This is a genomic window from Streptomyces sp. NPDC001714, assembly GCF_042892755.1.
GTDB lineage: Bacteria > Actinomycetota > Actinomycetes > Streptomycetales > Streptomycetaceae > Streptomyces.
Genome location: NZ_JBIAUL010000025.1, coordinates 56,429 through 79,355, shown reverse-complemented (window position 1 = coordinate 79,355; position 22,927 = coordinate 56,429). Strand labels below are relative to the sequence as shown.

At 72.5% G+C, this 22,927-nt stretch carries 23 protein-coding genes and 1 pseudogene; 9 read left to right on the top strand and 15 right to left on the bottom strand.

All coding sequences use genetic code 11. The features are described from left to right. Positions 1-116 precede the first annotated feature (116 nt). The 5 genes from ACFY0P_RS44255 to ACFY0P_RS44235 are packed head-to-tail and all read right to left on the bottom strand — an operon-like array spanning position 117 to position 3,964. Complete coding sequence (locus tag ACFY0P_RS44255) at positions 117-896, bottom strand: hypothetical protein (RefSeq protein WP_388927335.1); 780 nt, start codon at positions 894-896, stop codon at positions 117-119. Then, positions 893-1,762 carry a hypothetical protein gene (locus ACFY0P_RS44250; protein ID WP_388927332.1) on the bottom strand — a complete coding sequence of 290 codons (870 nt, stop codon included), beginning with the start codon at positions 1,760-1,762 and terminating at the stop codon, positions 893-895. The genes ACFY0P_RS44255 and ACFY0P_RS44250 overlap by 4 nt, the downstream gene beginning before the upstream one ends. Continuing rightward, positions 1,759-2,679, bottom strand: a complete 921-nt coding sequence (locus tag ACFY0P_RS44245) for an ABC transporter permease (RefSeq protein ID WP_388927329.1) — start codon at positions 2,677-2,679, stop codon at positions 1,759-1,761. The genes ACFY0P_RS44250 and ACFY0P_RS44245 overlap by 4 nt, the downstream gene beginning before the upstream one ends. Then, positions 2,676-3,557 carry an ABC transporter ATP-binding protein gene (locus tag ACFY0P_RS44240; protein ID WP_388927326.1) on the bottom strand — a complete coding sequence of 294 codons (882 nt, stop codon included), beginning with the start codon at positions 3,555-3,557 and terminating at the stop codon, positions 2,676-2,678. The genes ACFY0P_RS44245 and ACFY0P_RS44240 overlap by 4 nt, the downstream gene beginning before the upstream one ends. Further along, on the bottom strand, positions 3,554-3,964 hold the full coding sequence (locus ACFY0P_RS44235; protein WP_388927323.1) for a GntR family transcriptional regulator: 411 nt from the start codon (positions 3,962-3,964) through the stop codon (positions 3,554-3,556). Before ACFY0P_RS44235 ends, ACFY0P_RS44240 begins: the two co-directional genes overlap by 4 nt. 111 nt (positions 3,965-4,075) lie before the next feature. Between ACFY0P_RS44235 and ACFY0P_RS44230 the strand changes: the two genes are divergently transcribed. From ACFY0P_RS44230 to ACFY0P_RS44210, 5 genes are all read left to right on the top strand, one after another. Further along, positions 4,076-4,627: an RNA polymerase sigma factor gene (locus tag ACFY0P_RS44230; protein WP_388927320.1), complete on the top strand. Its 552-nt coding sequence runs from the start codon at positions 4,076-4,078 to the stop codon at positions 4,625-4,627. Next, positions 4,624-5,433, top strand: a complete 810-nt coding sequence (locus ACFY0P_RS44225; protein ID WP_388927317.1) for a zf-HC2 domain-containing protein — start codon at positions 4,624-4,626, stop codon at positions 5,431-5,433. The genes ACFY0P_RS44230 and ACFY0P_RS44225 overlap by 4 nt, the downstream gene beginning before the upstream one ends. Before the next feature lie 47 nt (positions 5,434-5,480). Beyond that, positions 5,481-6,353, top strand: coding sequence for an ABC transporter ATP-binding protein (locus ACFY0P_RS44220; RefSeq protein ID WP_388927314.1), 873 nt, complete (start codon positions 5,481-5,483; stop codon positions 6,351-6,353). Next, the gene (locus ACFY0P_RS44215) at positions 6,350-7,885 is read left to right on the top strand and encodes an ABC transporter permease (protein WP_388927311.1); all 1,536 of its coding nucleotides are present in this window, start codon (positions 6,350-6,352) and stop codon (positions 7,883-7,885) included. Before ACFY0P_RS44220 ends, ACFY0P_RS44215 begins: the two co-directional genes overlap by 4 nt. 85 nt (positions 7,886-7,970) lie before the next feature. Further along, complete coding sequence (locus ACFY0P_RS44210; RefSeq protein ID WP_388927308.1) at positions 7,971-8,186, top strand: hypothetical protein; 216 nt, start codon at positions 7,971-7,973, stop codon at positions 8,184-8,186. A gap of 16 nt (positions 8,187-8,202) precedes the next feature. Here ACFY0P_RS44210 and mshD read toward each other — a convergent pair whose 3' ends face one another. Beyond that, positions 8,203-9,132: a mycothiol synthase gene (mshD, locus tag ACFY0P_RS44205; protein WP_388927305.1), complete on the bottom strand. Its 930-nt coding sequence runs from the start codon at positions 9,130-9,132 to the stop codon at positions 8,203-8,205. Positions 9,133-9,223: 91 nt separating this feature from the next. Then, positions 9,224-9,550, bottom strand: a pseudogene (locus tag ACFY0P_RS44200) (transposase); the annotation flags it as partial. 1,074 nt (positions 9,551-10,624) lie between these two features. Between ACFY0P_RS44200 and ACFY0P_RS44195 the strand changes: the two are divergent. Continuing rightward, positions 10,625-12,412 carry an ABC transporter ATP-binding protein gene (locus ACFY0P_RS44195; protein ID WP_388927302.1) on the top strand — a complete coding sequence of 596 codons (1,788 nt, stop codon included), beginning with the start codon at positions 10,625-10,627 and terminating at the stop codon, positions 12,410-12,412. On the opposite strand, the gene ACFY0P_RS44190 is transcribed toward ACFY0P_RS44195, so the two are convergent. From ACFY0P_RS44190 to ACFY0P_RS44155, 8 genes are all read right to left on the bottom strand, one after another. After that, positions 12,402-13,118, bottom strand: coding sequence for a response regulator transcription factor (locus ACFY0P_RS44190; protein WP_388927298.1), 717 nt, complete (start codon positions 13,116-13,118; stop codon positions 12,402-12,404). The two genes, ACFY0P_RS44195 and ACFY0P_RS44190, sit on opposite strands and share 11 nt — an antisense overlap. Before the next feature lie 67 nt (positions 13,119-13,185). Further along, positions 13,186-13,917: a PH domain-containing protein gene (locus tag ACFY0P_RS44185; protein ID WP_388927295.1), complete on the bottom strand. Its 732-nt coding sequence runs from the start codon at positions 13,915-13,917 to the stop codon at positions 13,186-13,188. Positions 13,918-14,079: 162 nt separating this feature from the next. Next, the gene (locus tag ACFY0P_RS44180) at positions 14,080-15,501 is read right to left on the bottom strand and encodes an ATP-binding protein (protein WP_388927292.1); all 1,422 of its coding nucleotides are present in this window, start codon (positions 15,499-15,501) and stop codon (positions 14,080-14,082) included. Then, positions 15,498-16,232: a response regulator transcription factor gene (locus tag ACFY0P_RS44175; protein ID WP_388927288.1), complete on the bottom strand. Its 735-nt coding sequence runs from the start codon at positions 16,230-16,232 to the stop codon at positions 15,498-15,500. Before ACFY0P_RS44175 ends, ACFY0P_RS44180 begins: the two co-directional genes overlap by 4 nt. A 102-nt stretch (positions 16,233-16,334) precedes the next feature. Beyond that, entirely contained in the window at positions 16,335-16,601 is a 267-nt protein-coding gene (locus ACFY0P_RS44170) for a hypothetical protein (protein ID WP_388927285.1), read from the bottom strand. A gap of 31 nt (positions 16,602-16,632) precedes the next feature. Further along, positions 16,633-17,805 (bottom strand): S1C family serine protease, encoded by a 1,173-nt coding sequence (locus tag ACFY0P_RS44165; RefSeq protein WP_388927282.1) that lies wholly within the window; start codon positions 17,803-17,805, stop codon positions 16,633-16,635. A 323-nt stretch (positions 17,806-18,128) separates the two neighbouring features. Beyond that, complete coding sequence (locus tag ACFY0P_RS44160) at positions 18,129-19,151, bottom strand: LacI family DNA-binding transcriptional regulator (RefSeq protein ID WP_388927279.1); 1,023 nt, start codon at positions 19,149-19,151, stop codon at positions 18,129-18,131. 107 nt (positions 19,152-19,258) lie between these two features. Further along, the gene (locus ACFY0P_RS44155; protein WP_388927276.1) at positions 19,259-20,038 is read right to left on the bottom strand and encodes a response regulator transcription factor; all 780 of its coding nucleotides are present in this window, start codon (positions 20,036-20,038) and stop codon (positions 19,259-19,261) included. 179 nt (positions 20,039-20,217) lie between these two features. Between ACFY0P_RS44155 and ACFY0P_RS44150 the strand changes: the two genes are divergently transcribed. From ACFY0P_RS44150 to ACFY0P_RS44140, 3 genes are all read left to right on the top strand, one after another. Beyond that, entirely contained in the window at positions 20,218-21,054 is an 837-nt protein-coding gene (locus ACFY0P_RS44150) for an alpha/beta hydrolase (RefSeq protein WP_388927273.1), read from the top strand. Between the two features lie 66 nt (positions 21,055-21,120). Beyond that, a complete protein-coding gene (locus tag ACFY0P_RS44145) occupies positions 21,121-21,375 on the top strand; it encodes a MoaD/ThiS family protein (protein ID WP_388927270.1) in 255 nt (84 codons plus the stop codon). 9 nt (positions 21,376-21,384) lie between these two features. After that, the gene (locus tag ACFY0P_RS44140) at positions 21,385-22,500 is read left to right on the top strand and encodes a hypothetical protein (protein ID WP_388927266.1); all 1,116 of its coding nucleotides are present in this window, start codon (positions 21,385-21,387) and stop codon (positions 22,498-22,500) included. Positions 22,501-22,927 lie beyond the last annotated feature (427 nt).

Sequence of the window (22,927 nt, the reverse complement as noted above, 5' to 3'; positions counted from 1 at the left end):
TCTGTGATCAGCCCCGGCAGGCCTTCGGGATCACGAAAGCGACGATCCTGTACGACCTTCCCACCGGCCCCGTACGTCCTTCCCCCGTCCGGGGTACGCCCGGGACCGACGGTCCCTCAGCGGGCCCGGCGGCGCAAGAGGAGGAAGGCGCCGGCCGTGGCCGCGGCGGTCAGTGCGAGCACCATCGCGGTGGCGCTGAGATGAACGGCCCAGAAGCCGTGCAGCGGGCCGTGCAGCGGCTTCCACGCCGCGCGCAGATACAGCCTGGTCACCAGGGTCACCGCGGCGGCCGCGCCGAGCGCCGGGAGGGTGCGGCGCAGCGCGATCCCGGCGAGGGCGCCGACGGCGAGGCCGAGCAGGAGCAGGGCCGGCAGCAGCGGTCCGCGCGGGATGAAGACACGGTCCCAGGTCCAGTTCGTGACCAGGGCGCCCTGGTCGGAGCTCCACACCCAGCCGAAGGCCAGCGCGAGCAGCCCACCCCCGGCGACCAGCGGGAGGGCGGCCGCGATCAGCCTGTCGGCCAGCCAGCGGGCCGGGGACACGGACTGGGTCCAGGCGAGCCGGGCGGTTCCGGACTCCAGCTCCCGGCCGATCAGCGCCCCGCCGGCCCAGGCGGCGACGGCGACGCAGGAGTAGGTGAGGGCTTCACCGAGGAAGTTGAAGACGTTGTCGGCGTCGGTGAACGCCGTGTAGTCGCAGCTGGGGAGGGCGCCCTCGGCGGAGTAGTGGAAGCCCTGGCAGGCCCGCTCGGCCGGCACCTCCGAGAGGTGCAGCCAGAGCAGCCCGCCCGTTCCGAGCAGCACGAACACGGCCCAGACGAGCAGCGCCGGGCGGTGCAGCCGGCGCAGCGAGCGGTGGGGCGCGGGCGCCGGGCGCGCGGCGGTGAGGGCGGTCATGCGGGGGACTCCGTGCGGTGCTTGAGGAGGCGGAAGGAGAGGAGGGTGGCGAGGACGGCGACGGCGAGGACGATCGCGGTCTCGGTGAGGTGCAGGGGCCAGTAGTGGGAGGGGGGCTGGTAGGTGGCGAAGCGGCTGTTGCCGTCCCCGCCCTCGCGCACCAGCCAGAAGCCGTCGGGGATGTCCCAGGCGTGCGGCCCGGTGCGGGTGAGGGGCGGCCACAGGCGGAAGCGGTAGATGGTCAGCACGGCGTTGAGCAGCCACATCGCCCCGGCGGCGGCCCCGAGCGCGGCCAGTGTGCGGCGCAGCAGCAGGCCGGTGAGGGTGCCGACGGCGAGCGCGCACAGGGCGTACGCGACCAGCAGTGGGCCGCGCGCCATGAACGCCATGTTCCAGGTCCAGTCGGACTCCCAGGTCAGGTCCGGGTGGGCGGCGAAGGCCCAGCGGAACACCAGGATCAGGACCGTGCCGCCGACGGTGACCGCGAGCGCGGGCAGCGCGAGCTTGGCGGTCAGCCAGCGGACCGGGGTGATGCCCTGCGTCCAGGCCAACTGCGCGGTTCCGGACTCCAGTTCACGGCCGATGAGGGCGCCGCCCGCGAAGGCGGCGACGGCGACGAAGCCGTAGCCGATCAGGTCACCGGCCCAGTTCAGCTGCATCGGATAGTCGAGCAGGAGGTACGGACGGTCGCAGGCGTCGACGCAGGGCAGGCCCTGCAGGTCCGGGTCCTTCGCGGTGACCTCGGTCAGCCACACCAGCCAGCCGCACATCCCCACCACGAACACGGTCCAGGTCAGCAGCGCCGGCCGGTGCAGCCGCAGCACGGTCCGGGGCAGGCCGCCGCGGGTCAGGGGCAGGGTGCTCATCGGGCGGCCGCCTTGCCGGTCAGGCGGCGCAGGACCGCGAAGCAGGCGAGGGTGAGCAGGGCCGTCACGGTGAGGAGGAGGGCCGTGGCGGTCAGCTGGAGCGGCCAGTAGTGGGAGTAGGGGTGGTATGTGACATGGTACTGAGCCGCGTTCCCGCCCTGGCTCACCGTCCAGGAGCCGGCGGGCGATGCCACATCGCCATGTCCGCTGCGGCCCAGGGTCGGCCACAGATGGGGCAGCAGCACCAGGGTGGTGCCCCAGACCGCGCCCGTCAGCAGCAGGCCGACGCCCAGCGCGGGCAGCGACCGCCGCAGCATCAGCCCCGCCAGCGCGCCCGCCGCGAGCCCGGCCAGGGAGAGGGCGACGAGGGTGGGGCCGCCGGTGTGGAAGGTCCCGACGTCGTACCAGTCCTTGGCGCTGTGGATACGGCCACGGCCCGCGGCCCAGGCCAGATGATGCAGCCAGGCCAGCAGGCCCGTCCCCGCCGTGACGAGGGCGGCCGGGGCGGCCAGCCGCACGGTGAGCCAGCGGCCCGGGGTGCTGGACTGGGCCCAGGACAGCTGGGCGGTGCCGGATTCCAGCTCCCTGCCGAGGAGCGCGCCGCCCGCCCAGGCGCCGATGAGGAAGGGCACCGCGGCCGCGGCCAGGGTGGCGTAGTTGTACCAGTCCTTGTAGCGCAGGATCGCGCTCTGGTCGTACGCGCACGTGGTGTTGAACGCGCAGTGGTTGTACTGCCGCCAGCCCTCGGCCGCCGCGTCGGCGAACGGGCCCTGCAGCAGGATCAGCACGGTGGCGGTGAGGAGGGCCAGGGCCGCCCAGACGTACAGCGCGGGGCGGTGCAGGCGCAGCAGCCAGCGGGTCAGCTGGGGCCTGGCGGTGGGCGCCGGTGCCGGTGCCGGTGCGGACAGGGCGGTCACGCGAGGACCTCCTCGGTCGGGGCCAGGACCGGGGCCCCGGGGTTGCGGAGGTGGGCGAGGACCAGTTCCTCCAGGGAGGGGGTGCCGGTGCGCCAGTCGGCGGGGAGCGGGCCGGAGGGGCGGATCAGGGCGCTGAGCTGGCGGCCGGTGGCGCGGGACTCGACGACGGTGTGCGGCGTGAGGTCGGCGTCGGCGCCGGTGGCGACCCGGGTGTGGGCGGCCAGCAGGTCGTCGATCTCGCCGGCCAGCCGGACCCGGCCGCCGCCGATCAGCAGCAGGTGGTCGCAGGAGTCCTCCAGTTCGGCGACCACGTGCGAGGACATCGCGATGGTGGTGCCGTGCTGGGCGGCCTGCACCATCAGCACGCCCATCAGCTCGTGCCGGGCGAGCGGGTCGAGGTCGGCCATCGGCTCGTCGAGGAGGAGCAGTTCGGGCCGCTTGCCGAGGGCGAGGGCGAGCGCGACCCGGGTGCGCTGGCCGCCGGAGAGGGCGCGGACCCGGGACTTCGGGTGCAGGTCCCCGGCGGCCACGACCTCCTGGGCGGCGGCCGCGTCCCAGCGCCCGGGGTTGAGGTCGGCGCCCATCTCCAGCGTCTCGGCGACCGTGAGCTGCGGGTAGAGCGGCTTGTCCTGGGCGACGTAGCCGACCCGGGTGCGGGCTCCGGCCGGGGTGGTGCCGAGGACGGTCAGCCCGCCCTCGGTGGCGCCGAGCAGACCGGCGGCGAGGGCGAGGAGCGTGGACTTGCCCGCCCCGTTGGGGCCGACGACGGCACAGACCCGCCCGGCCGGGAGCCGGAAGGTGCAGTCGCGCAGCGCCCAGCCCCCGCGCCGGCCGAACCGCTTGCCGAGCGCGGACGCCGCTATCGCGGTGTCGGTCATGAACTCTCTCCTTGGAAGTGCTTCTCGTGCACGGCGAAGTGCGTCTCGAGTACGGCGGTGAAGAGTGCGGCCACGTCGTCGCGGTCCAGGCCGGCCGCGCGGGCCCGGGCGGCCCAGTCGTCCAGCTCCCCGTGCAGGGGGGACTCGGCGGCCGGGGCGGCGCCGAGCGAGCGCTTCACGAAGGTGCCGAGGCCGCGCCGGGCCTCGACCAGGCCCTCGCGCTCCAGCTCCCGGTAGGCCTTCAGGACCGTGTTGGGGTTGATGGCGGTGGCCTCGACCACCTCACGGGCGGTGGGCAGCTTGTCTCCCGGCTGAAGGTGCCCCAGGCGCAGGGCCTGCTTGGTCTGCTGGACGATCTGGACGTAGGTGGCGACGCCGGAGCGCCGGTCGATGCGGTACTCGACCACCCGTACAACCACCCTTTCACTAATTGAGTAGTGAAAGGGTGGTGCAAGATTCTCCGGAAAGTCAAGGCCGGTTCCGTGAACCGATCGGCCGGGCCCGTGCGATGAGGAGACGTGAGCGGAACGAGAAGCGACGGGGAGCTGCTGCGCGCGGTCGCGGCGGATTCGGACCGGCGCGCCTTCGAGGAGCTGTACCGGCGGTACGCGCCGTGGCTGACCGCGCGGCTGCGCGGCCGGTGCGCGGACCCCGCGGTCGTGGACGACGTCGTGCAGGAGACCTTCCTCGCGGTGTGGCGGGGGACCGCCCGGTACCGCGAGGACGTCGAGAACGCCGACGCGGCCGGGTGGCTGTGGCGGATCGGGTCGCGGCGGCTGGTCGACGCGCTGCGCGGCGACGGGGCCCGCGGCCGGCTGCGGCAGGCGCTGGCCCGGCTGCGCCACCGGGACGAGGCCTCGGCGGAGGAACGCGTGCTCGCGGGGGTGGAGCACGGGGACCTCGCCGGGGCCCTGGTCCGGCTCTCGCCCGAACTGCGGGCGGTGCTCCAGGCGACGGTGATCGACGGACTGACCACCCGGGAGGCCGCGGTCCTGCTCGGCATCCCGCCCGGGACGGTCAAGACCCGCGCGATGCGGGCGCGCAAGCAGCTGCGGGAGGAGCTGGCATGACCTGGCACATGTCTCAAGAGGATCTACGGGCGTACGCGCACGGCGAGTTGGCGCCGCCGCTGCTGTGGTCGGCCGACACCCATGTCGGCTCCTGCGCCGACTGCCGCGCGGTGCTCGCGTCGGTGTCCGACCCGGTCGCGCTCGACGCCGGCTGGGAGCGCCTGGACGCCGAACTGGACGCGCCGAAGCCCGGCTTGGGCGAACGGCTGCTGGCCCGCGCCGGCGTTCCGGAGCCCACCGCGCGGCTTCTCACCGCCACCCCGGTGCTGCGCCGCTCCTGGCTGGTGTCGGTGGCGTTCGTGCTGGCGGCGACGGTCCTCGTGGTCCACGCGGTGGACGCCCCGGCCCTGTTCCTGGCCCTCGCCCCGCTGCTCCCGCTCGCCGCGGTGGCCCTGTCGTACGGACCGGTCCTCGACCCGACGTACGAGATCGCCGCGGTCGCCCCGACGCACGGCTTCCGGCTGCTGATGATCCGCACGGTGGCGGCGCTGACCGCCTCGCTCGGCCTCAACTGCCTGGCCGCGCTGGCCCTGCCCGGCTACGGCCTGCTCGCCTTCGGCTGGCTGCTGCCCGCCCTCGCGCTCACCGCGGCCGGTCTCGCCCTCTCCGTGCGGCTGGGCCCGCTGCTCGGGCCCGGACTGGTCGGCGGGGCGTGGACGGCCCTGATGGCGGTGGCGGCGATGCACCCGGCGAACACGCCGGCCGCCTTCACCACGGCCGGGCAGTCGGTGGCCGCCGCTCTCGCCGCGCTGGCGACGGTCCTGCTGCACCAGGTGCGGGACCGCTTCGACGCCAAGCCCTACTGACCACTGACCCACTGACCCACTGACCGACTGATCGCTGGAGTCCCACGTTGAACACCTCTGTCTCCGCCACGGGCCTCACCGTGCGCTACGGCGGCACCCCGGCGCTCGACGGCGTCACCCTGTCCCTGACGGACGGCGTCACCGGCCTGCTCGGGCCCAACGGCGCAGGGAAGACCACCCTGTTGAAGGTCCTCGCCACCGCCGTACCGCCGGACGGCGGCGCCTTCACGGTGCACGGCGAGGATCCGGCCACCCCGGCCGGCCGGCTCGCGGTCCGCCGCACGCTCGGCTACCTCCCGCAGACCCCCGGCTTCCACCCGGACTTCACGGCCTTCGAGTTCGTCGACTACGTCGCGATCCTCAAGGAGCTCACCGACCGCGGCGGCCGCCACCGCGAGGTGCGGCGCGTCCTGGACCAGGTCGGCCTGGCCGACGTACGCGGCAGGCGGATCAAGCGGCTGTCCGGCGGGATGCGGCAGCGGGTCGCGCTGGCCGCCGCGCTCGTCGGCGACCCCCGGTTCCTGGTCCTGGACGAGCCGACGGTCGGACTCGACCCCGAACAGCGGATGCGGTTCCGGGAGCTGATCGCGGAGGCGGGCGAGGGCCGCACGGTACTGCTGTCCACCCACCAGACCGAGGACGTGGCGATGCTCTGCAACCGGGTGATCGTGCTGGCCGGCGGCCGGGTCCGCTTCGACGGCACGCCGGCCGAGCTGACGGCCCGCGCGGCCGGACGCGTGTGGAGCAGCACGGAACGCGCCCCGGGCGCACGGGCGGGCTGGCGCACCGGCACCGGCACCTTCCGCAACGTCGGCGACCCGCCCACCGGCGCCGACCTGCTCGAACCCACCCTGGAGGACGGCTACCTGCTGGTCCTCGACGCCGAGAACACGGCGGGCCCGGAGGTGGCGGCGGCATGACGACCGTACTCGTGAGGGAGACGGCCGGGCGCCCGGCCCACGAACGCGACACCGCGTCCGCCTCCGTCTTCGCCCTGGCCGCCTTCGAGGCCCGCCAGCTCCTCCTCCAGCTCCCGCTGCTGGTCTTCGGCCTGGTGTATCTCGCCTACGTCGGGTACGGGCTGTTCGGCCGGGACGAGGGCATGGACGCGTATCCCGTCCTGCACGACGTGGACCGCTCCACCCAGGGCGGTCCGGAGCTCTTCGCCGTGGCCCTGCTGGTGTGCGTGCACCGGGCGGCGCTGCTCAACCGGCGGCGCGGCCTGGAGGAGCAGTTCGGGGTACTGGCGATGTCGCCCGCGCGCCGCACGCTCGCCCACGCCCTGTCCGCCGTGCCCTTCGCCGTCGGCGTGGCCCTGGTGGTCGACGTCCAGTTCGCCTGGGCGGCGCTGCGGCCGGGTGCGGTCGGCCACGGCTCGGTCTTCGAACTGGCGGTGGCCCCGCTGACCGTCCTGCTGGCCGGCGCGCTCGGTGTGCTGCTGGCCCGGGTCCTGCCCCACCCGGCGGCCCCGCTGCTCTTCCTGCTCGCGATCGGGTTCGTCACCAGCCTGCTGCCCGGCGGCTCCGGCACGCACGCCGTGGACTGGCTGTGGCCGGCGGTGCTGCAGAACGGCGGCACCCCGGTCCCCGGCGAACTGCTGGGCCGTCCGGCAAGCTGGCACGCGCTGTACCTGCTGGGGCTCACGGTGCTGGTGGTGTGCGCGGCGATGCTGGTGGCCGGCGGCCGGGCTCGGCTCCTGAAGGCGGCGACGGCAGTGGCCCTCGCGGCGGCGGTGGCCGGCGTGGCCGGTCAGGCACCGGGGGACTCTGCCGGTCTGCAGGCCGCGCGGAAGGCGGAGGCGGACCACCCGGCGAAGTTCCAGACGTGCGTCGAGCGGGCCGGCTCCCGGTACTGCGCGTACCCGGACTGGAAGGGCTGGACGGTCGACTGGGCGGGAGTGGTGGACCGGGTCCGGTCGGAAGCAGGCGGCGAGCAGGCCACGACCCGCCTCACCGTCCGCCAGCGCATCCAGGAGATCACCGACCTGACCGCGGACGCCACCCTCCCGACGAGCTCCACCCCGGGCACGGTGACCGTCGGCACCCAGTGGGGCGGCAACCGGGTCCCCGAGTTCGCGGTCGGGGTCGCCCGGGTCCTGGTGGCGGGCAACGAGCGGGCGTCCGTCGAGATGTGCGACGCCCGGCCGGTGACGACGATGTGGCTCGCCCTGGCCACCGACCCCACCCCCGAGGACACCTTCCGCCACCTCCGCATCGACGACAGCCTCGCGAGCTCGGCCGCGGTCCTCACCCCGGACGGCGGCAGCATGTCCGTCTCGGCCCAGCAGACGCAGGTCGTACGGGAGCTGTTCCGCCAGCCGCACGACACGGTGGCGGCCCGGGTGAAGGCCCACTGGCAGCAACTGGTCTCACCGCACACGACGACGGCCGAGGCGGCCCGCCTGCTCGGCGTGCGGGTGCCGAAGGGGCCGGACGACTGCCTGACGGGCTGACGGCGACTGCCGGGCGGGCTCACGCGGGCATGATGGAGGCGACAGGCGACAGGCGACAGGCGCCGAGGCGGACGAGGAGACGGGCATGGACAAGCCCTTCCGTGACAACCCCTTCCGCGACGGAGGGCCGGCCGAACGGGCGATGCCCTGGCTCTCGGCCGCCGTCGTCCTCGTCCTCGCCGGGGCCACCCTGGCGGGCGGCGCCGGTCCCCTCGTCAAGGTGCTCGCCGCGGCGGTCGCCGTCGCCGTGATCGGCAGGTCCGCCCACCTGATCAACCGCAGGCGGCCGCCGAACCGGTGACTGGCCCTCGGGTCCGTCAGGTCTCCGTCCGGTACATCAGGTCCGTCTCGTGCGTCACGAAGCCCAGCCGCTCGTAGACCGCGACCGCCGCCGTGTTGTCGGCGTCGACGTACAGCATCGCCGTGGGCAGGCCGCGCTCGGCCAGATACCGCAGTCCGATGGTCGTGAGGGACTTGCCGAGGCCGCCGCCCTGGGCGGCGGGGGAGACGCCGAGGACGTAGACCTCGCCGAGGCGTTCCGCGTCGTGGACCTTCGTCCAGTGGAAGCCGAGGAGTTCGCCGCCGCGCTCGGCGAGGAAGAAGCCGGCCGCGTCGAACCAGGGCTGTGCCTTGCGGTCGTCCAGGTCGCGCTGGGTGAGCGAGCCCTGTTCCGGGTGGTGGGCGAAGGCGGCGGCGTTGACGGCGAGCCAGGCCGCGTCGTCCTGGCCGGGGACGAAGGCGCGGACGGTGACGCCTTCGGGCAGCTTCGGGTCCGGCAGGTCCAGGTCCGTCAACGGGCGGCGCATCTGGCGCAGTTCGCGGAACAGGGTGAGGCCGAGGACCTGCGCGAGGTGCCGGGCCGCCGAGTGGCCGCCGTGCGCCCAGACCCGCAGCCGCTTGCCGGAGGCGGCCAGCAGGGCGGCGCCCAGCGCGCGGCCGTGGCCGTGGCCCCGGTGGGCCGGGTGGACGACCAGCTCCGCGGCCGGTGCCTCCACCGGGTCGGTGTCCTCCAGCTGGGCGTAGCCGACGAGTTCGCCGCCGAGGGAGAGGAGCAGATGGGAGACGCCCTCCCGGGCGCCGCCGCTCAGCTGGAGGCGGCCCTGCTCGGACACCGGCTGCTGGCCGTCGGCCCGCGCGGCCTCCGCCAGCAGTTCCCGCACGGCCTCGGCCTGATCCGGGGTGAGCGCGGAGTAGGTGTCGATGGAGCGGGAGTACATGGGCGGCCGTGCGGTGTCGTCGCTGGTCATGCGTACGAGGGTACGGGGCCGGGTGGGCAAAGGGGGGAGCCCTGGAAAGGCGGAGGGCAGGGCACCAAGGTGTAACCATGAACCGTTCCTGGAGGCTGAGTGGGAGTGAGTCCTGTTTCCAGGTCTCGTGCTCAGCCGAACGCCCCGGACGGTGTTGGGCGTTCTGGTCGACCGCGTTCGCTCCGCGTCCGGGCGGCACGGATCGTGTCCGTGGTCCGGGGATGCGGGGGCGGTGTCCTTCACGCCCTGGGCTGCTCGGTTCGGCCTGGACGGTCCGATGCCCGCATCCATCGCTCTGGTGGGTACGGGGCGGTGCCGTCCGTCGCCGGATCGGGTGACCCAGGGCGCGTCTTCCGATCGCCCCGGCGGCTGCGTCGTGGCGGCTGGTCTTTCTGTTCTCGCTGGTGAGCGGTTTCTTGGCCACCCGACGACCACTACTGGCGAAGGTCACGCATTCGATGCAAGAACCTTCGTTCTCCACCTGACGAGTGCCCTTGCCCTCGCCGGAGACCTGCTCATCCAGACGCTATCGACCGCCAGGGCACCGACGACCTCTCGGCCCTCGCCGAAGCACCTGACGCCCAACTCCTCGCCGTCCGCCCCGCTCGCGCCGCCGGCCACGGACCGGATCACGATCGTGCAGTAGGCGCCTGCTCCTGCGGCAGCACGCCCCACGGCCCGGTACGCACCCCCGTGCGTACCGGGCCCTTTCTGCCGGCTCCGCTGGATCTGCTGGATAAAACCTATGTGAGGCGGCGAACGGTTCCCGGTTGCTCCTGAAAATTCATCTCAGCCGCAATTCATCGAGGTCTAACTGAAAATGGCTTTCTCGGGCTCCCGGACCGCGTAATGTTTTCCATGTCGAAAGCGAACGGCGCGGACGACAGAACGAAGGAGAAGATCATGAGCTTCCACAAGATCGTCCCGGTGAAGAAGGCCGAGAAGCCCGCCCCGAAGCCGGCTCCGAAGAAGAAGGACTGCAAGAAGTCCCAGCCCAAGCGCCCCGTGGGCAGCCGTTAACTCGCCAGCCCAGAGGAGGGAATTTCCATGAGCTTCCACAAGATCGTCCCCGTCAAGAAGCACCGAAAGCCCGCTCCGGCCCCGAAGAAGCCCGCGCCGAAGAAGCCGGAGCTGAAGCGTCGTCCGGTCGGCGACGAGCGCTGACAAAGAATTTACAGACGTAATTCAAGTCAATTCACAGGTTATTGCAGCGGGGCAGTAGAGAAACTGTTGCAGAACCAGGACAGAAGTCATCGCAGAGAGGTAGAACACCATGAGCTTCCACAAGATCGTCCCCGTCAAGAAGCACCGCAAGCCGGCCCCCGCCCCGAAGAAGCCCGCGCCGAAGAAGCCGGAGCCGAAGCGCCCCGTCGGCGACAAGCACTGAGAAGCGCCGTGAGGCGGGGGCACCGGTTACGCGTGGTCGCACCGGTGGCCCCGCCTCGGCCATGCGCGCCCCGTGCGCGCAGAGACAAGAAGGGAGTTGTCGACCATGAGAGAAGCCCGCGCGGCCTTCCGCCGCTTCTGGCCGCTGACCCGCGGCGACCGCAGGTGGCTGTGGATGATCATCGCGTGCGTGGTGGTGTCCGCCCTCGCCGAGACCGCGGCGATCCTGCTCTTCGCCGACCTCACCGACAACGCCCTGAAGGCCGGTTCGCTCTCCGCCTTCTGGGGACCGGCCGGCGCCTGGCTGGCCGTCGCCGTACTCGGCGCGGTCGTCGGCTACTTCGGCAACTCACTGGCCACCTGGACCGCCGAGCGGTTCGTGCTGCGGCTGCGCGCCAAGGTCTTCCGCCACGTACAGGACCTCCCCCCGCACTTCTTCCAGCGGCACCGCCAGGGCGACCTGGTGGAACGCCTCACCGGTGACGTCGAGGCCATCGAGCAGATGGTCGTGTCGGGTGTCGTCGGCACCATCGCCGCCGTGTTCTCCGCCGTCTTCTACGCGGCCGTCGCCTTCTGGATCCGCTGGGACCTGGCCCTGGCCACCTTCGTCCTCGCGCCCCTGTTCCTGCTCGCCGCCCGCCGCTTCTCCGGCCGGATCAGGACGGCCTCCCAGGACGAGCGGGTCGCCGACGGCGCGATCACCTCGGTGGTCGAGGAGTCCCTCGGCAACGTCCTCCTCACCCAGGCGTACAACCGCCGCCGGGACGAGGAGAAGCGCCTGGACGTCGAGGCCCGCGCATGGATGCGGGCGAGCGTGCGCGGCGCCCGCCTCAGCGAGATGTACGCCCAGTTCGTCGAGGTCGTCGAGACCCTCTGCGTCCTGGCCGTCATCGGTCTGGGCGTCTGGGAGATCTCCGCCGACCGCATGACCCTCGGCCAGCTCCTCGCCTTCGCCGCCTTCATCGGCTACCTCTACCCGCCGATCCGCAACCTCGGCCAGCTCGGCCTCACCCTCACCGCGGCCACCGCCGGCGCGGAACGCATCGGCGAGATCCTGGACGCCGAGCCCTCCGTCACCGACCCCGCCGAGCCCGTCGGCCCCTGGCCGGTGCGCGGCTGGGTCAGCTTCCACAACGTCTCCTTCCGCTACCCGGAGTCCCGCCGCGCCTCCCTCCGCGACATCGACCTCACGGCGGGTCCCGGCGAGCTGGTCCTGGTCACGGGCCGCAGCGGCGCCGGCAAGTCCACCCTCTCCAAGCTCCTCACCCGCTTCTACGACCCCTCGGCCGGCGTGATCTGCCTGGACGGCGTCCCGCTCACCGACGTACCCCTGGAGTTCCTCCGTGAGAACGTCGCCCTGCTCCCGCAGCAGACGCTGATCCTCAACGGCACCGTCCGCGAGAACATCGAGTGCGGCCGCCCCGGCGCGACGGACGAGGAGATCGAGCACGCGGCCCGCGACGCCGCCGCCCACGACTTCGTCGCCGCCCTCCCCGAGGGCTACGACACCCGCATCGCCCCCGGCACGGCCGCCCTCTCCGGCGGCCAGCTGCAACGCATCGCCATCGCCCGTGCGATGCTCCGCGCCGCCCCGGTCCTCGTCCTCGACGAGCCGACGGCCGGCCTGGACGCGATCGCCGCCCGCCAGGTGGTGGCCCCGCTGCGCAGGCTGATGGCGGGCCGTACGACCATCATGATCACGCACGACCTCACCCTCGCCCCCGACGCCGACCGCATCCTGGTCGTCGACCGCGGCCGACTGGTGGAGGCGGGCACCCACGCCGAACTCCTCGCCCGCAACGGCGCCTACGCCGCCCTGGCCCACCCGCTCCCGGAGGCCGTCGCGGCGGAACCGGCGCCGGTCCCGGACGAGACGATGATCCTCAGGTGGTAGGAACCGTCCGCAGGGTGTAGCCCAGCCCGCGCACGGTGTGGATGAGCCGCGGTTCGCCGCGGCTCTCCAGTTTCCGCCGCAGGTACATGATGTAGACGTCCAGCGTGTTGGACGCGGGCGCGAACTCGAAACCCCACACGTCCCGCAGGATCCGCTCCCGGCTGAGCACCCGCCCGGGCTGCCGCAGCAGGAACTCCAGCAGCGCGTACTCGGTCTTCGTCAGGTCCAGGGCCCGGTCCCCGCGGTGCACGGTCCGGCTCCGCAGATCCATCGAGACATCGTCGAACCCGAGGAACCGGTCCCCGCCGCCCGTCTCCGTCGCCACCTCCCGCCGCGGGCTGCGCCGCAGCAACGCCCGTACTCGGGCGAGGAGTTCCTCGGCGGCGAACGGCTTGGCCAGATACCCGTCGGCGCCGTTGTCGAGGGCGACGATGCGGTCCCCCACGGCATTCCGCCCGGTGATCATGAGAATCGGCACGGTGGACCCGGACGCCCGGATCCGCCGCGTGGCCGCCAGCCCGTCGAGACCCGGCATCTCCACGTCCATCAGCACCAGGTCCGGCTCGCCCTCCGGAACCCCGAGGAGATCGAGGGCCACTCTGCCGTCCCCGGCGAGGACCGTCTCGTATCCCTCGAACCTCAGCAGCCGGCCGATCCCGTCCCGCACGGCCGCGTCGTCGTCGGCCAGCAAAATCTTCCTCGCCATCTGACTCGCCATCCGACAAAAGTGTGACGAGGGGCTGTGACGGGGCTGGGGGTGGGATGTGGATGGGCTACGGCTGCCGTACCGGGGAGCGCGGCGGCCGGATGCTCCAGTACCGGTCGAGTACGACGGCGAAGGCGATGCCCGAGGCCACGGGCACGCACACCATGAGCAGGAACGGGTGGTCCGGGCGCCCCGCGGCGACCCGCCAGATGTCGACCACGAACATGAGGCAGAAGACCGCGACCGCGGCGTACGACCCCCACGCCCACGCCCTGCGCCGCAGGGCCCCGCGCAGGATCCGCTCCTCGACGTCCGGACGGCGCTCCCAGGTGAGGCTGCGGAGCGGGGCGGCGGCCAGGCACAGCTCGGCGACCTCGGCGTAGGGGTCGTCCAGCTGCCAGTCGTTGAGATGCGGGAGCAGGAAGCGGCGGCCCCGGAAGTCGTACAGGTAGGTGAGCCACTGCGGGGCTGCCCGCCCGGAACCGCGCGGCGCCTGCTCGACCCGGATGTCGTACACCTCGGACCAGGCCCAGCTCCGCGCACGCACCGGCCCCTGCGCGGTGATCCCGGCGGCCGTGACCCTGGTGCGCGCCCGGAAGTGATCCAGCGCGATCCGCGCGATCGTGAGGCCCATCAGCAGCGCGAAGACCGGCGGCCCCCACCGGACCCCGCCGCCGTCGCGCGAGACCCGGCTGGTCTGGATGAACGCGTTCATCATCAGCAGCCCCGGCAGGAGGAGGTATGCCAGGGGCGGCTTGCGCCGCCTTCGGTACTCCCGCTCGACTCCACCCTCGTCCACGATCGAACCCCTCCCCTACGCACCGAACGGGTGCGCGACTGGGGAGAGGATATGGCCGCCGCCTGAGGCGTCAGGAGGCGGTGGGCGTCCCGCTCGGTACGGCCGTGCTGAGAGCGAAGCGCACGGCGGGCTCAGGGCGGAGCCTCGTCCTCAGCGGACGCGTCACGCCGAGTCCGGCGGAGCCGTGGGCGCCCCCGGCAGTCGCACCGTCGCCACCGTGCCGCCGCCGTTCGCGCGGGCCAGGGTGACGTCGCCGCCGGCCTGCTGGACCGTGCGGGCCACGATGGAGAGGCCGAGGCCCGAGCCGGGCAGGGCCCGCGCGCTCGGTGAGCGCCAGAAGCGGTCGAAGACGTGGGGGAGTTCGTCCTCGGCGATGCCGGGGCCGTGGTCGCGGACCGTGAGGACGCCGCGTTCGAGGGTGACCTCGATCTTGCCGCCCTCGGGGCTGAACTTCACCGCGTTGTCGAGGATGTTGACGATCGCCCGCTCCAGCGCGGAGGGCTCCGCCCGTACGAACCACGGCTGCACGTCCGCCGTGATCGTCAGCTCCGGGCCGCGCAGGCGGGCGCGGCGCAGGGCCGCCTCGACCGTGTCCTGAAGCGCCACGATCTGCACGCGCTCACCGCGCTGCCCCTCCGAGCGGGACAGCTCCTGGAGGTCGCCGATCAGCGACGCCAACTCCGTCATCTGCGCCTTCACCGAGGCGAGCAGCGCCTTGCGGTCCGCTGGGGGGATCGGGCGGCCCGTCTCCTCACTCCGGGTGAGGAGTTCGATGTTCGTGCGGAGCGAGGTCAGGGGGGTGCGGAGTTCGTGGCCGGCGTCCGCGATGAGCTGCTGCTGGAGCTCCCGGGAGCTGGCCAGGGAACTGGTCATGCTGTTGAAGGAGCGGGACAGGCGGGCGATCTCGTCTTCCGACTCCTCCTCCACGGGGATCCTGACACTCAGGTCCTCGGTACGGGCGACGTGCTCGACGGCCTCGGTGAGCTTGTCCACGGGGCGGAGCCCGGCACGGGCGACTGCCAGGCCGGCGGCTCCGGCGCCGACGACTCCTACGCCGGAGACGAGGAGGAGGATCAGGGCGAGGTCTTTGAGGGTGTCCTGGGTGCTCTTCAGGGGGACGGCGGTGATCAGTCCGACATAGGAGCCACCTTCGGTGGGGAACACCTGGGTCATCACACGCAGCGGGTTGCCGTCCTCGTCGGTGCCGTTGCGGAAGTAGAGGGTGTCGGTGGTCCCGGCCTTGATGACGTCCTTGTCGGACTGACTGACTTTGATCACCCCTGTCGAGTCACGGGTGAGGCAGATCGTGCCGTCCGTCTTGACCACCTGGCCGTAGCTGATTCGCAGGCCGTTCGTGTCCTGAACCGTGTCGGTGCACTCGATGAGAGCGTTTTGGGCGGCCATGTACGCGGGCCCGCGCACCTTCTGCAGGTCGCTCTCAAGCTGGTCGTACAGCTTCCCCTGCACGATGAACCAGCACGTCACCGACACCGCCGCCACCGCGAACGCCACCGCTGCCGCGACCAGCATCGACAGGCGGGCGCGGATCGGGAGGGTGCGGAAGCGGGCGGTGAGCCTGTTCACTCGGCGCCGCCCTGGCGCAGGACGTACCCGACGCCGCGCACGGTGTGGACGAGGCGGGGCTCGCCTCCGGCCTCGGTCTTGCGGCGGAGGTACATGACGTAGACGTCGAGGGAGTTGGAAGAGGGCTCGAAGTCGAAGCCCCAGACGGCCTTGAGGATCTGCTCGCGGGTGAGGACCTGGCGCGGGTGCGCCATGAACATCTCGAGGAGGGTGAACTCGGTGCGGGTCAGCTCGACCTGGCGGCCGGACCGGGTGACCTCGCGGGTCGCGAGGTCCATGCGCAGGTCTCCGAAGGTGAGCGCCTCGTCCTCGTGGACGCCGTCGGCGACCGTGGCCGCGTAGGAGCTGCGGCGCAGGAGGGCTCGGATGCGGGCGAAGAGTTCGTCGAGTTCGAACGGCTTGACCAGGTAGTCGTCGGCCCCCGCGTCGAGGCCGGTGACGCGGTCGCCGACCGTGTCGCGGGCCGTCAGCATCAGGATCGGGGTGGTGTCGCCGGCGCCGCGGATGCGGCGGGCGGCCGTCATGCCGTCCATCCGCGGCATCTGGATGTCGAGGACGATCAGGTCCGGCTTGTAGGCCGTCGCCTTCTCCAGCGCGTCCGCGCCGTCGACGGCGACCTCGGTCTCGTACCCCTCGAAGGCGAGGCTGCGCTGGAGGGCTTCGCGTACGGCCGGCTCGTCGTCGACGATCAGGATGCGCTGGGGTTCACGGTCGCCATCGGCGGGGCTCATCGCTCGCGGTTCCTCGGGGTGCGGTGGGTCTCGGTCGGGACGCCTCTCAGCCTCGCATGTTTCCGGGCTGTCGGGTATGCACGCTGGTGGGGTGGTACGCCCCTAGCCGCGTACCAGGGTCATGCGGCTCAGCGGCACCTTGCGCTGGTGCGGCCGGGCCGCCGAGGTGCGCAGGCCCATCAGCTGCGGGGCCGGTGCGACCTCCGGGGCACGCGGAGCCGGGGTCGGTGCGACCTCCGGGGCGCGCGGGGCCGGGGTCGGGGCCACCGGCGCCTCCGTCGGTGCGTGGAGCTCGTATGCCACGGCAAGGGCCAGGCTGAAACCGGCCGGGCTGTCGGAGGCCATCGTGTGCGAAACCTGCTTGATCATGACGTGCTCCCTACGTGCTCGTGCCGGTGGTTCAGCTGGTAGAGCCCGACCGCAGCTTGGCCAGGTCGGACTTGACGGTGTTGATCGGGATGGCGAAGCCGAGGCCGACGCTGCCCGCGTCCGAGGAAGACGACGAGGAGTCGGAACTGGCCGAGTACATCGCGGAGTTGATGCCGACGATGTCGCCGCTGGCGTCGATCAGCGCGCCGCCGGAGTTGCCGGGGTTCAGGGACGCGTCGGTCTGGATCGCCTTGTAGGTCGTGGTGGAGGAGCCGGTGTCGCCGTTGAACTGCTGGCCGCCGAAGGAGAACGGCCACTGGCCGCTGCCGCCGCCCTGCTGCTGTTGCTGCTGGCCCTCGTCGGTGGAGACGGTGACGTCCCGGTTGAGCGCGGAGACGATGCCGCTGGTGACGGTGCCGGTCAGGCCCTCGGGCGAGCCGATTGCCACGACCGTGTCGCCGACCTGGACCCCGTCGGAGTTGCCGAGGGTGGCGGGCTGGAGGCCGGAGGCGTTCTTGAGCTTGAGGAGGGCGAGGTCCTTGGAGCTGTCGGTGCCGACCACCTCGGCGGTGTACGACTTGCCGTCGCTGGTGGAGACCTTGACCGACTGGGCGCCGGAGATCACGTGGTTGTTCGTGATGATCTCGCCGTCGCTGGTGATGACGACGCCGGAGCCGGTGGAGGTGCCGTTGCTGAGGGTCGCGTTGACCTCGACGACGCTCGGGCTGACCTTGGCGGCGATGGTGGCGACGTCGCCCTTCTTGCTGGAGGGCACCACGCTGGTGGTGGTGCTGCTGGAGACGACGTCGTTCTTGCCGGTGAGCTCCTGGAAGGCGTACGCGGTGCCGCCGCCGACGGCGGCCGCGACGATCGCGACCGCGGCGAGGAGGGCTATCGGGCCCCGGGTGCGCTTCTTGGGCGCCGAGTGCACGCCGTGCTCCGGGTGCTCCGCCGGGTGCTCAGCGTCGGCGCCGACCGTGGGGAGTACGGCCGTACCGCCGCCGTAGCCGCCCTGGCCGCCGTCGGCCGCCGCCGGCTCCACGGTCACCGGCTGCTGCGCCGGCTGGTGGGTGGGCGGGGGCGGCCACTCCGGGTTCACGGGGGAGGAGGCGTGCTGCTGCCGGGGGTACGCGCCCTGGTAGGCGTCACCCTGGGGACCCTGCGGGTTCTCGTACTCGCCGCTGCGGCGGAAGCTCTCGGTCATGACAAGTAGCTTGTCCCGTGACCATGAGAGCCTCCTGAGTACCCGCTGAGAACGCCGCGAGAAGCGTGTTTGCCCGATATAAGGAAGCTTCTCGCAGGTCGGCCGAGGTTCTCAGACGCCGTTCATGAAGTTCTTGCTGTGGATGTCCGGGTGCGGGCCGGTGGGGCTTGTCGCGCAGTTCCCCCCGCCCCCAAAAGAAGGGGCGCTGCAGCGAGCGCCCCTTCGGGGGCGCGGGGAACTGCGCGCGCAACCACGACGCACTCGCAGTCGGAGAACCACGCGCACCACGGTCAAAAACCCACCACGCACCGGAACCCGAGGAACTACCCGCACCCGCAGGACCCACGCACCACCAGCCGTGAAGGAAACGTCTTCAGGCGCTCCCTCCGCGACCCGGCGACCCGCAGGCCGTCGTCGAGGACCAGGTCCACCGCCGCGCGGGCCATCGCCGGGCGGTCGGAGGCGATCGTCGTCAGCGGGGGATCCGCGAGCGCCGCCTCCTTGATGTCGTCGAAGCCGGCCACCGCCAGCTCCCCGGGCACGTCGATGCGCAGCTCGCGCGCCGCCCGCAGCACGCCGAGGGCCTGGTCGTCGGTGGAGCAGAAGATCGCCGGGGGACGGTGGGGGCCGGCGAGGATGTCGAGGGCGACCCGGTACGCGTCGTACCGGTTGTACGGCGCCTCGAACAGCCGGCCCTCCGTCGGCAGGCCCGCCTCGGCCATCGCCCGCTTCCAGCCCTCGACGTGGTCGGAGACCGGGTCGCCGACGGCCGGGGTCTCGGCGGTGCCGCCCATACAGGCCACGTACTCGTAGCCGTGCTCCAGCAGGTGGCGGACGGCGAGCTGGGCGCCGCCGAGGTCGTCCGTCACCACCGCCACGTCGTCGATCGCCTCCGGCCGCTCGTGCAGCAGCACCACCCGGGCGTCCCAGGCCTCGATCTCGGCGGCGGCCAGGTCGTTCAGCGCGTGGGAGACGAGGATGAGGCCGGAGACCCGCATCCCGAGGAACGCGCGCAGGTAGTGGACCTCGCGCTCGCCGACGTAGTCGGTGTTGCCGACCAGCACCATCTTTCCGCGCTCGGACGCGGCCTGCTCGACCGCGTGCGCCATCTCACCGAAGAACGGCTGCCGGGCGTCCGGGATGATGAGGCCTATGAGGTCGGTGCGCCGGGACGCCATCGCCTGGGCGACCCGGTCCGGGCGGTACCCCAGTTCCTTGATCGCCGCGAGGACACGCTCGCGCGTGGCCGGGGCGACCGGCCGGGGTCCGTTGTTGATGACATAACTGACAACGGCGGTGGAAGTCCCCGCCAGCCGCGCCACATCATCCCGAGTCACCTTGGCCACGCGCGGAGTCTACGCGGATGGACCCGCTCTGGGCAGGGCGTATCGAAGCTTCGCTTGCGTAAGCAATGCCCCGTCCGGGCGACGGCCATGCCTCGCCCGGACGACGACTACGCCTCGGCCGGTACCTCGGCCGCGTCCAGGGCCGCCGATGCGTCCGCATCCTCCGGCTTTGGCCGGTCGGCGGGCGCCTTGGCCGCGTCAGCGGCCCGGTCGCCCTTCTCCGGCGTAACGAATCGATAACCGACGTTCCGGACGGTTCCGATCAAGGACTCGTGCTCCACGCCGAGCTTGGCGCGCAGCCGCCGTACGTGCACGTCGACGGTCCGGGTGCCGCCGAAGTAGTCGTAGCCCCAGACCTCCTGGAGCAGCTGTGCACGAGTGAACACCCGGCCCGGGTGCTGGGCGAGGTATTTCAGCAGCTCGAACTCCTTGAAGGTGAGGTCGAGGACCCGTCCCTTCAGCTTCGCGCTGTACGTCGCCTCGTCGACCGACAGGTCGCCGTTGCGGATCTCCATGGGGGAGTCGTCGGCGACGATCTGCTGCCGGCCCATGGCCAGCCGCAGCCGGGCCTCGACCTCGGCGGGGCCCGCGGTGTCGAGGAGGACGTCGTCGATGCCCCAGTCGGCGGTGACTGCGGCGAGCCCGCCCTCCGTCACGACGAGGATGAGCGGGCAGCCGGGGCCGGTGGAGCGGAGCAGCTGGCAGAGGCTGCGGACCTGCGGGAGGTCACGGCGGCCGTCGATCAGGATGACGTCGGCACCCGGGGTGTCGACGAGGGCGGGCCCTTCGGCCGGTGCGACCCGCACGTTGTGCAGGAGCAGGCCGAGGGCCGGGAGCACCTCCGTCGACGGCTGGAGGGCGTTGGTCAGGAGCAGCAGAGAACTCATATGTCTGGTTCCTCCTCGGTCCCTGCGAGGACTGTGTGCAACGACACTGCGCTGCGCTCCCGATGTTCCGTACATCCGCGGTCACCTGGAGTTTCCCGCTTCGTATACAGCCCTTCCGAAAGCACAAAAGGACCCGGTGGCGGCGCTGCCCGAGTCCTCTGCCCAGCAGAATAGCCCACATGAGCATCGGTCCGGCAGGTCATGTGGCACGTTCCGTCGTTCGTCCGACATATGAGACGAGCAGAAACGCCTCTATGCGGACGTTTCTGCGCACGGACGACGGGATTTCCATCGATTCCGTATACGATCCCGCCTCCGCCGTATACGACGGCTCCCGGTCACCTTCCCGTGACCTGGTGTTCGTCATGGCCCACGGTTTCACGGGAGACGTGGACCGGCCACACGTACGACGGGTGGTGGCCGCCCTGACGGATTACGCGCCGGTGGTCAGCTTCTCCTTCCGCGGCCACGGCCGGTCCGGCGGCCGCACCACCGTCGGCGACCGCGAGGTCCTCGACCTGACGGCGGCGGTGGCGTGGGCCCGGGACCTCGGCCACGCGCGCGTCGTCACCGTCGGCTTCTCGATGGGCGGCTCGGTCGTCCTGCGGCACGCGGCGCTGCACGCCGGTGTGGACGCCGTGGTCTCCGTGTCGTCCCCCGCCCGCTGGTACTACCGGGGCACCGCCCCCATGCGCCGCGTCCACTGGCTGGTCACCAGACCGGAGGGCCGGCTGGTCGGCCGCTACGGCTTCCGCACCCGGATCCACCACCGCGACTGGGACCCGGTGCCGCTCTCCCCGGTGGAGGCGGTGCCGAAGATCGCCCCGACCCCGCTGCTGATCGTGCACGGCGACAGCGACGGCTACTTCCCGGTCGACCACCCCCGGATGCTGGCCGACGCCGCAGCCGGCGCCGCCGAGCTCTGGCTGGAGCCCGGCATGGGCCACGCCGAACACGCGGCGAGCGACCGGCTGCTGGCCAGGATCGGCGACTGGGCGGCCGCCCGGGCGGGCTAGCCTGACCCTGTACACAGACAGGTACACAGCCGACTGATTGTTCTATCGAGTCTCCAGAGGAACCGGATGCCCAAGGTCACGGTGCGCTACTGGGCCGCCGCGAAGGCCGCGGCCGGCGTCGCCGAGGAGCCGTACGACGCGGACACCCTCGCCGAGGCGCTGACCGCGGTGCGCACGCGACACCCCGGGGAACTGGCGCGCGTCCTGCGGCGATGCTCCTTCCTCATCGACGGTGACCCCGTGGGCACGCGCGGACATGAGACGGTACGGCTGGCCGAGGGCGGCACGGTCGAGGTGCTCCCGCCGTTCGCAGGAGGGTGAGCGAGAGCGATGACCAACCAGCCGTACGAGCCGTACGAGGGCTACGACCCCTACCAGCCGCAGCAGCCGCAGCAGCCGCAGGCCCCCGCCCAGCAGCAGTGGGGGTACGACGAGCAGCAGTACGCCACGCAGCAGTGGCAGGGCCAGACCTGGGAGACGCAGACGCACGCCCCGGTGCAGGCCGCGCCCGCCCCGCCGATGGCGCCGGCCGCGGAGACGGCGTACCTGCCGCCGCAGTCGTACGAACGGCCGTACGTCGCCGAGCAGCAGCCGGCGCCGGCGCAGGCGTACAGCGCGCCCCCGCCCGACCCGGCATCCGCCCCCGCTCCCGCCGAACCTGAGACCGGCTACGGTCCCGCGACCCTCTCCGGCAACGCGCGCATCACGGACGCCCAGCGGGCCCGCCTGGAGGGCCGCTCGCCGATCATCGAGCCCGGCATGCAGCCGGCGCTGCTCACGGCGCTGCTGGGCCTGCTGCTCGCGGTGACGGCGCCGATCTCCTCGTACGCCCTCGTCGTCCCCCTGGTGATCCTCCAGGCCGTGACGGCGGCGGGCTGGTTCCGTCTGAACGGCATGTGGCCGGCCCGGCAGGGCATCGCGCTCGCCTTCCTGGGCGGGGTCACGGCCGACGTGGCGGTGCTGGTGGCGGGCCGCGACCAGGCCCCGGCGGCGATCCTGGGGCCCCTGGGCATCTGGGTCCTCCTCACTCTCGTCCTCCAGCTCCGCTCGCACGCGGACCCCGACACCCGTATGTACGGCCTGATGGCCACGGTCGCCTCCTCCGCACTGGCGATCATCGCGACCGGCTACCTGGGCGCGGACCCCGACGCGGTGTCGGTCGGCGCGGCCGCGGTCGCGGTGGCGGTCCTGGCCCGGGCGCTGCCCCTGCCGACCCCGGCCTCGGTGGTCGTCTCCCTGCTGGCCGCGGCCGGCGCGGGCATCGCGGTGGGCGGCATGACGGGGCTGGGCGCGAAGGGCGCGCTGATCGGGGCGTCGGCCGCGGTCTGCGCCCTCGCAGGCCACCGCGCGGCGAGCTACGACTACCCGTCGAGGTTCGTCCACTTCACGGCGGGCGTGGCCCTCCCCCTGACGGCGGCGGCCCCGGTGATCTGGATCCTCCACTGACCTTCGCCCACCCACCCACCCGACTCGCTTCGTAGAGAGGTCACGCCCAGGGAGGCCAAGCCGGACTCCGTCCCGAAGCGGCGCCCCTCAGACGCCGCCTACGGCAGCTGCCCCCAAGGGGCGCGGGGAACTGCGCGACCAGCCCCCACCGGCCCGCACCCGGACGTGGACCTGCACGCCCCCACTGCGGCCCCGCAAGGGGGGCGCTGGGGTCCCCCGGCCGAAGGCTAGGGGAGGAACTGCGTGCTCGGCCCCCACCGGCCCGCACCCGGACGTGGACCTGCACGCCCCCACTGCGGCCCCGCAAGGGGCGCGGGGAACTGTGCGCTCGGCCCCCACCGGCCCGCACCCGGACGTGGACCTGCACGCCCCCACTGCGGCCCCGCAAGGGGGGCGCTGGGGTCCCCCGGCCGAAGGCTAGGGGAGG

Bases quoted from the DNA above. Each gene is read 5' to 3' on its own strand.
- ACFY0P_RS44140 (WP_388927266.1), top strand. From the start codon at position 21,385: ATGACCAACCAGCCGTACGAGCCGTACGAGGGCTACGACCCCTACCAG.
- ACFY0P_RS44195 (WP_388927302.1), top strand. From the start codon at position 10,625: ATGAGAGAAGCCCGCGCGGCCTTCCGCCGCTTCTGGCCGCTGACCCGC.
- ACFY0P_RS44210 (WP_388927308.1), top strand. From the start codon at position 7,971: ATGGACAAGCCCTTCCGTGACAACCCCTTCCGCGACGGAGGGCCGGCC.
- ACFY0P_RS44155 (WP_388927276.1), bottom strand. From the start codon at position 20,038: ATGAGTTCTCTGCTGCTCCTGACCAACGCCCTCCAGCCGTCGACGGAG.
- ACFY0P_RS44225 (WP_388927317.1), top strand. From the start codon at position 4,624: ATGACCTGGCACATGTCTCAAGAGGATCTACGGGCGTACGCGCACGGC.
- ACFY0P_RS44170 (WP_388927285.1), bottom strand. From the start codon at position 16,601: ATGATCAAGCAGGTTTCGCACACGATGGCCTCCGACAGCCCGGCCGGT.
- ACFY0P_RS44175 (WP_388927288.1), bottom strand. From the start codon at position 16,232: ATGAGCCCCGCCGATGGCGACCGTGAACCCCAGCGCATCCTGATCGTC.
- ACFY0P_RS44190 (WP_388927298.1), bottom strand. From the start codon at position 13,118: ATGGCGAGGAAGATTTTGCTGGCCGACGACGACGCGGCCGTGCGGGAC.
- ACFY0P_RS44240 (WP_388927326.1), bottom strand. From the start codon at position 3,557: ATGACCGACACCGCGATAGCGGCGTCCGCGCTCGGCAAGCGGTTCGGC.
- ACFY0P_RS44215 (WP_388927311.1), top strand. From the start codon at position 6,350: ATGACGACCGTACTCGTGAGGGAGACGGCCGGGCGCCCGGCCCACGAA.
- ACFY0P_RS44255 (WP_388927335.1), bottom strand. From the start codon at position 896: ATGACCGCCCTCACCGCCGCGCGCCCGGCGCCCGCGCCCCACCGCTCG.
- ACFY0P_RS44150 (WP_388927273.1), top strand. From the start codon at position 20,218: ATGAGCATCGGTCCGGCAGGTCATGTGGCACGTTCCGTCGTTCGTCCG.
- ACFY0P_RS44250 (WP_388927332.1), bottom strand. From the start codon at position 1,762: ATGAGCACCCTGCCCCTGACCCGCGGCGGCCTGCCCCGGACCGTGCTG.
- ACFY0P_RS44145 (WP_388927270.1), top strand. From the start codon at position 21,121: ATGCCCAAGGTCACGGTGCGCTACTGGGCCGCCGCGAAGGCCGCGGCC.
- mshD (WP_388927305.1), bottom strand. From the start codon at position 9,132: ATGACCAGCGACGACACCGCACGGCCGCCCATGTACTCCCGCTCCATC.
- ACFY0P_RS44165 (WP_388927282.1), bottom strand. From the start codon at position 17,805: ATGACCGAGAGCTTCCGCCGCAGCGGCGAGTACGAGAACCCGCAGGGT.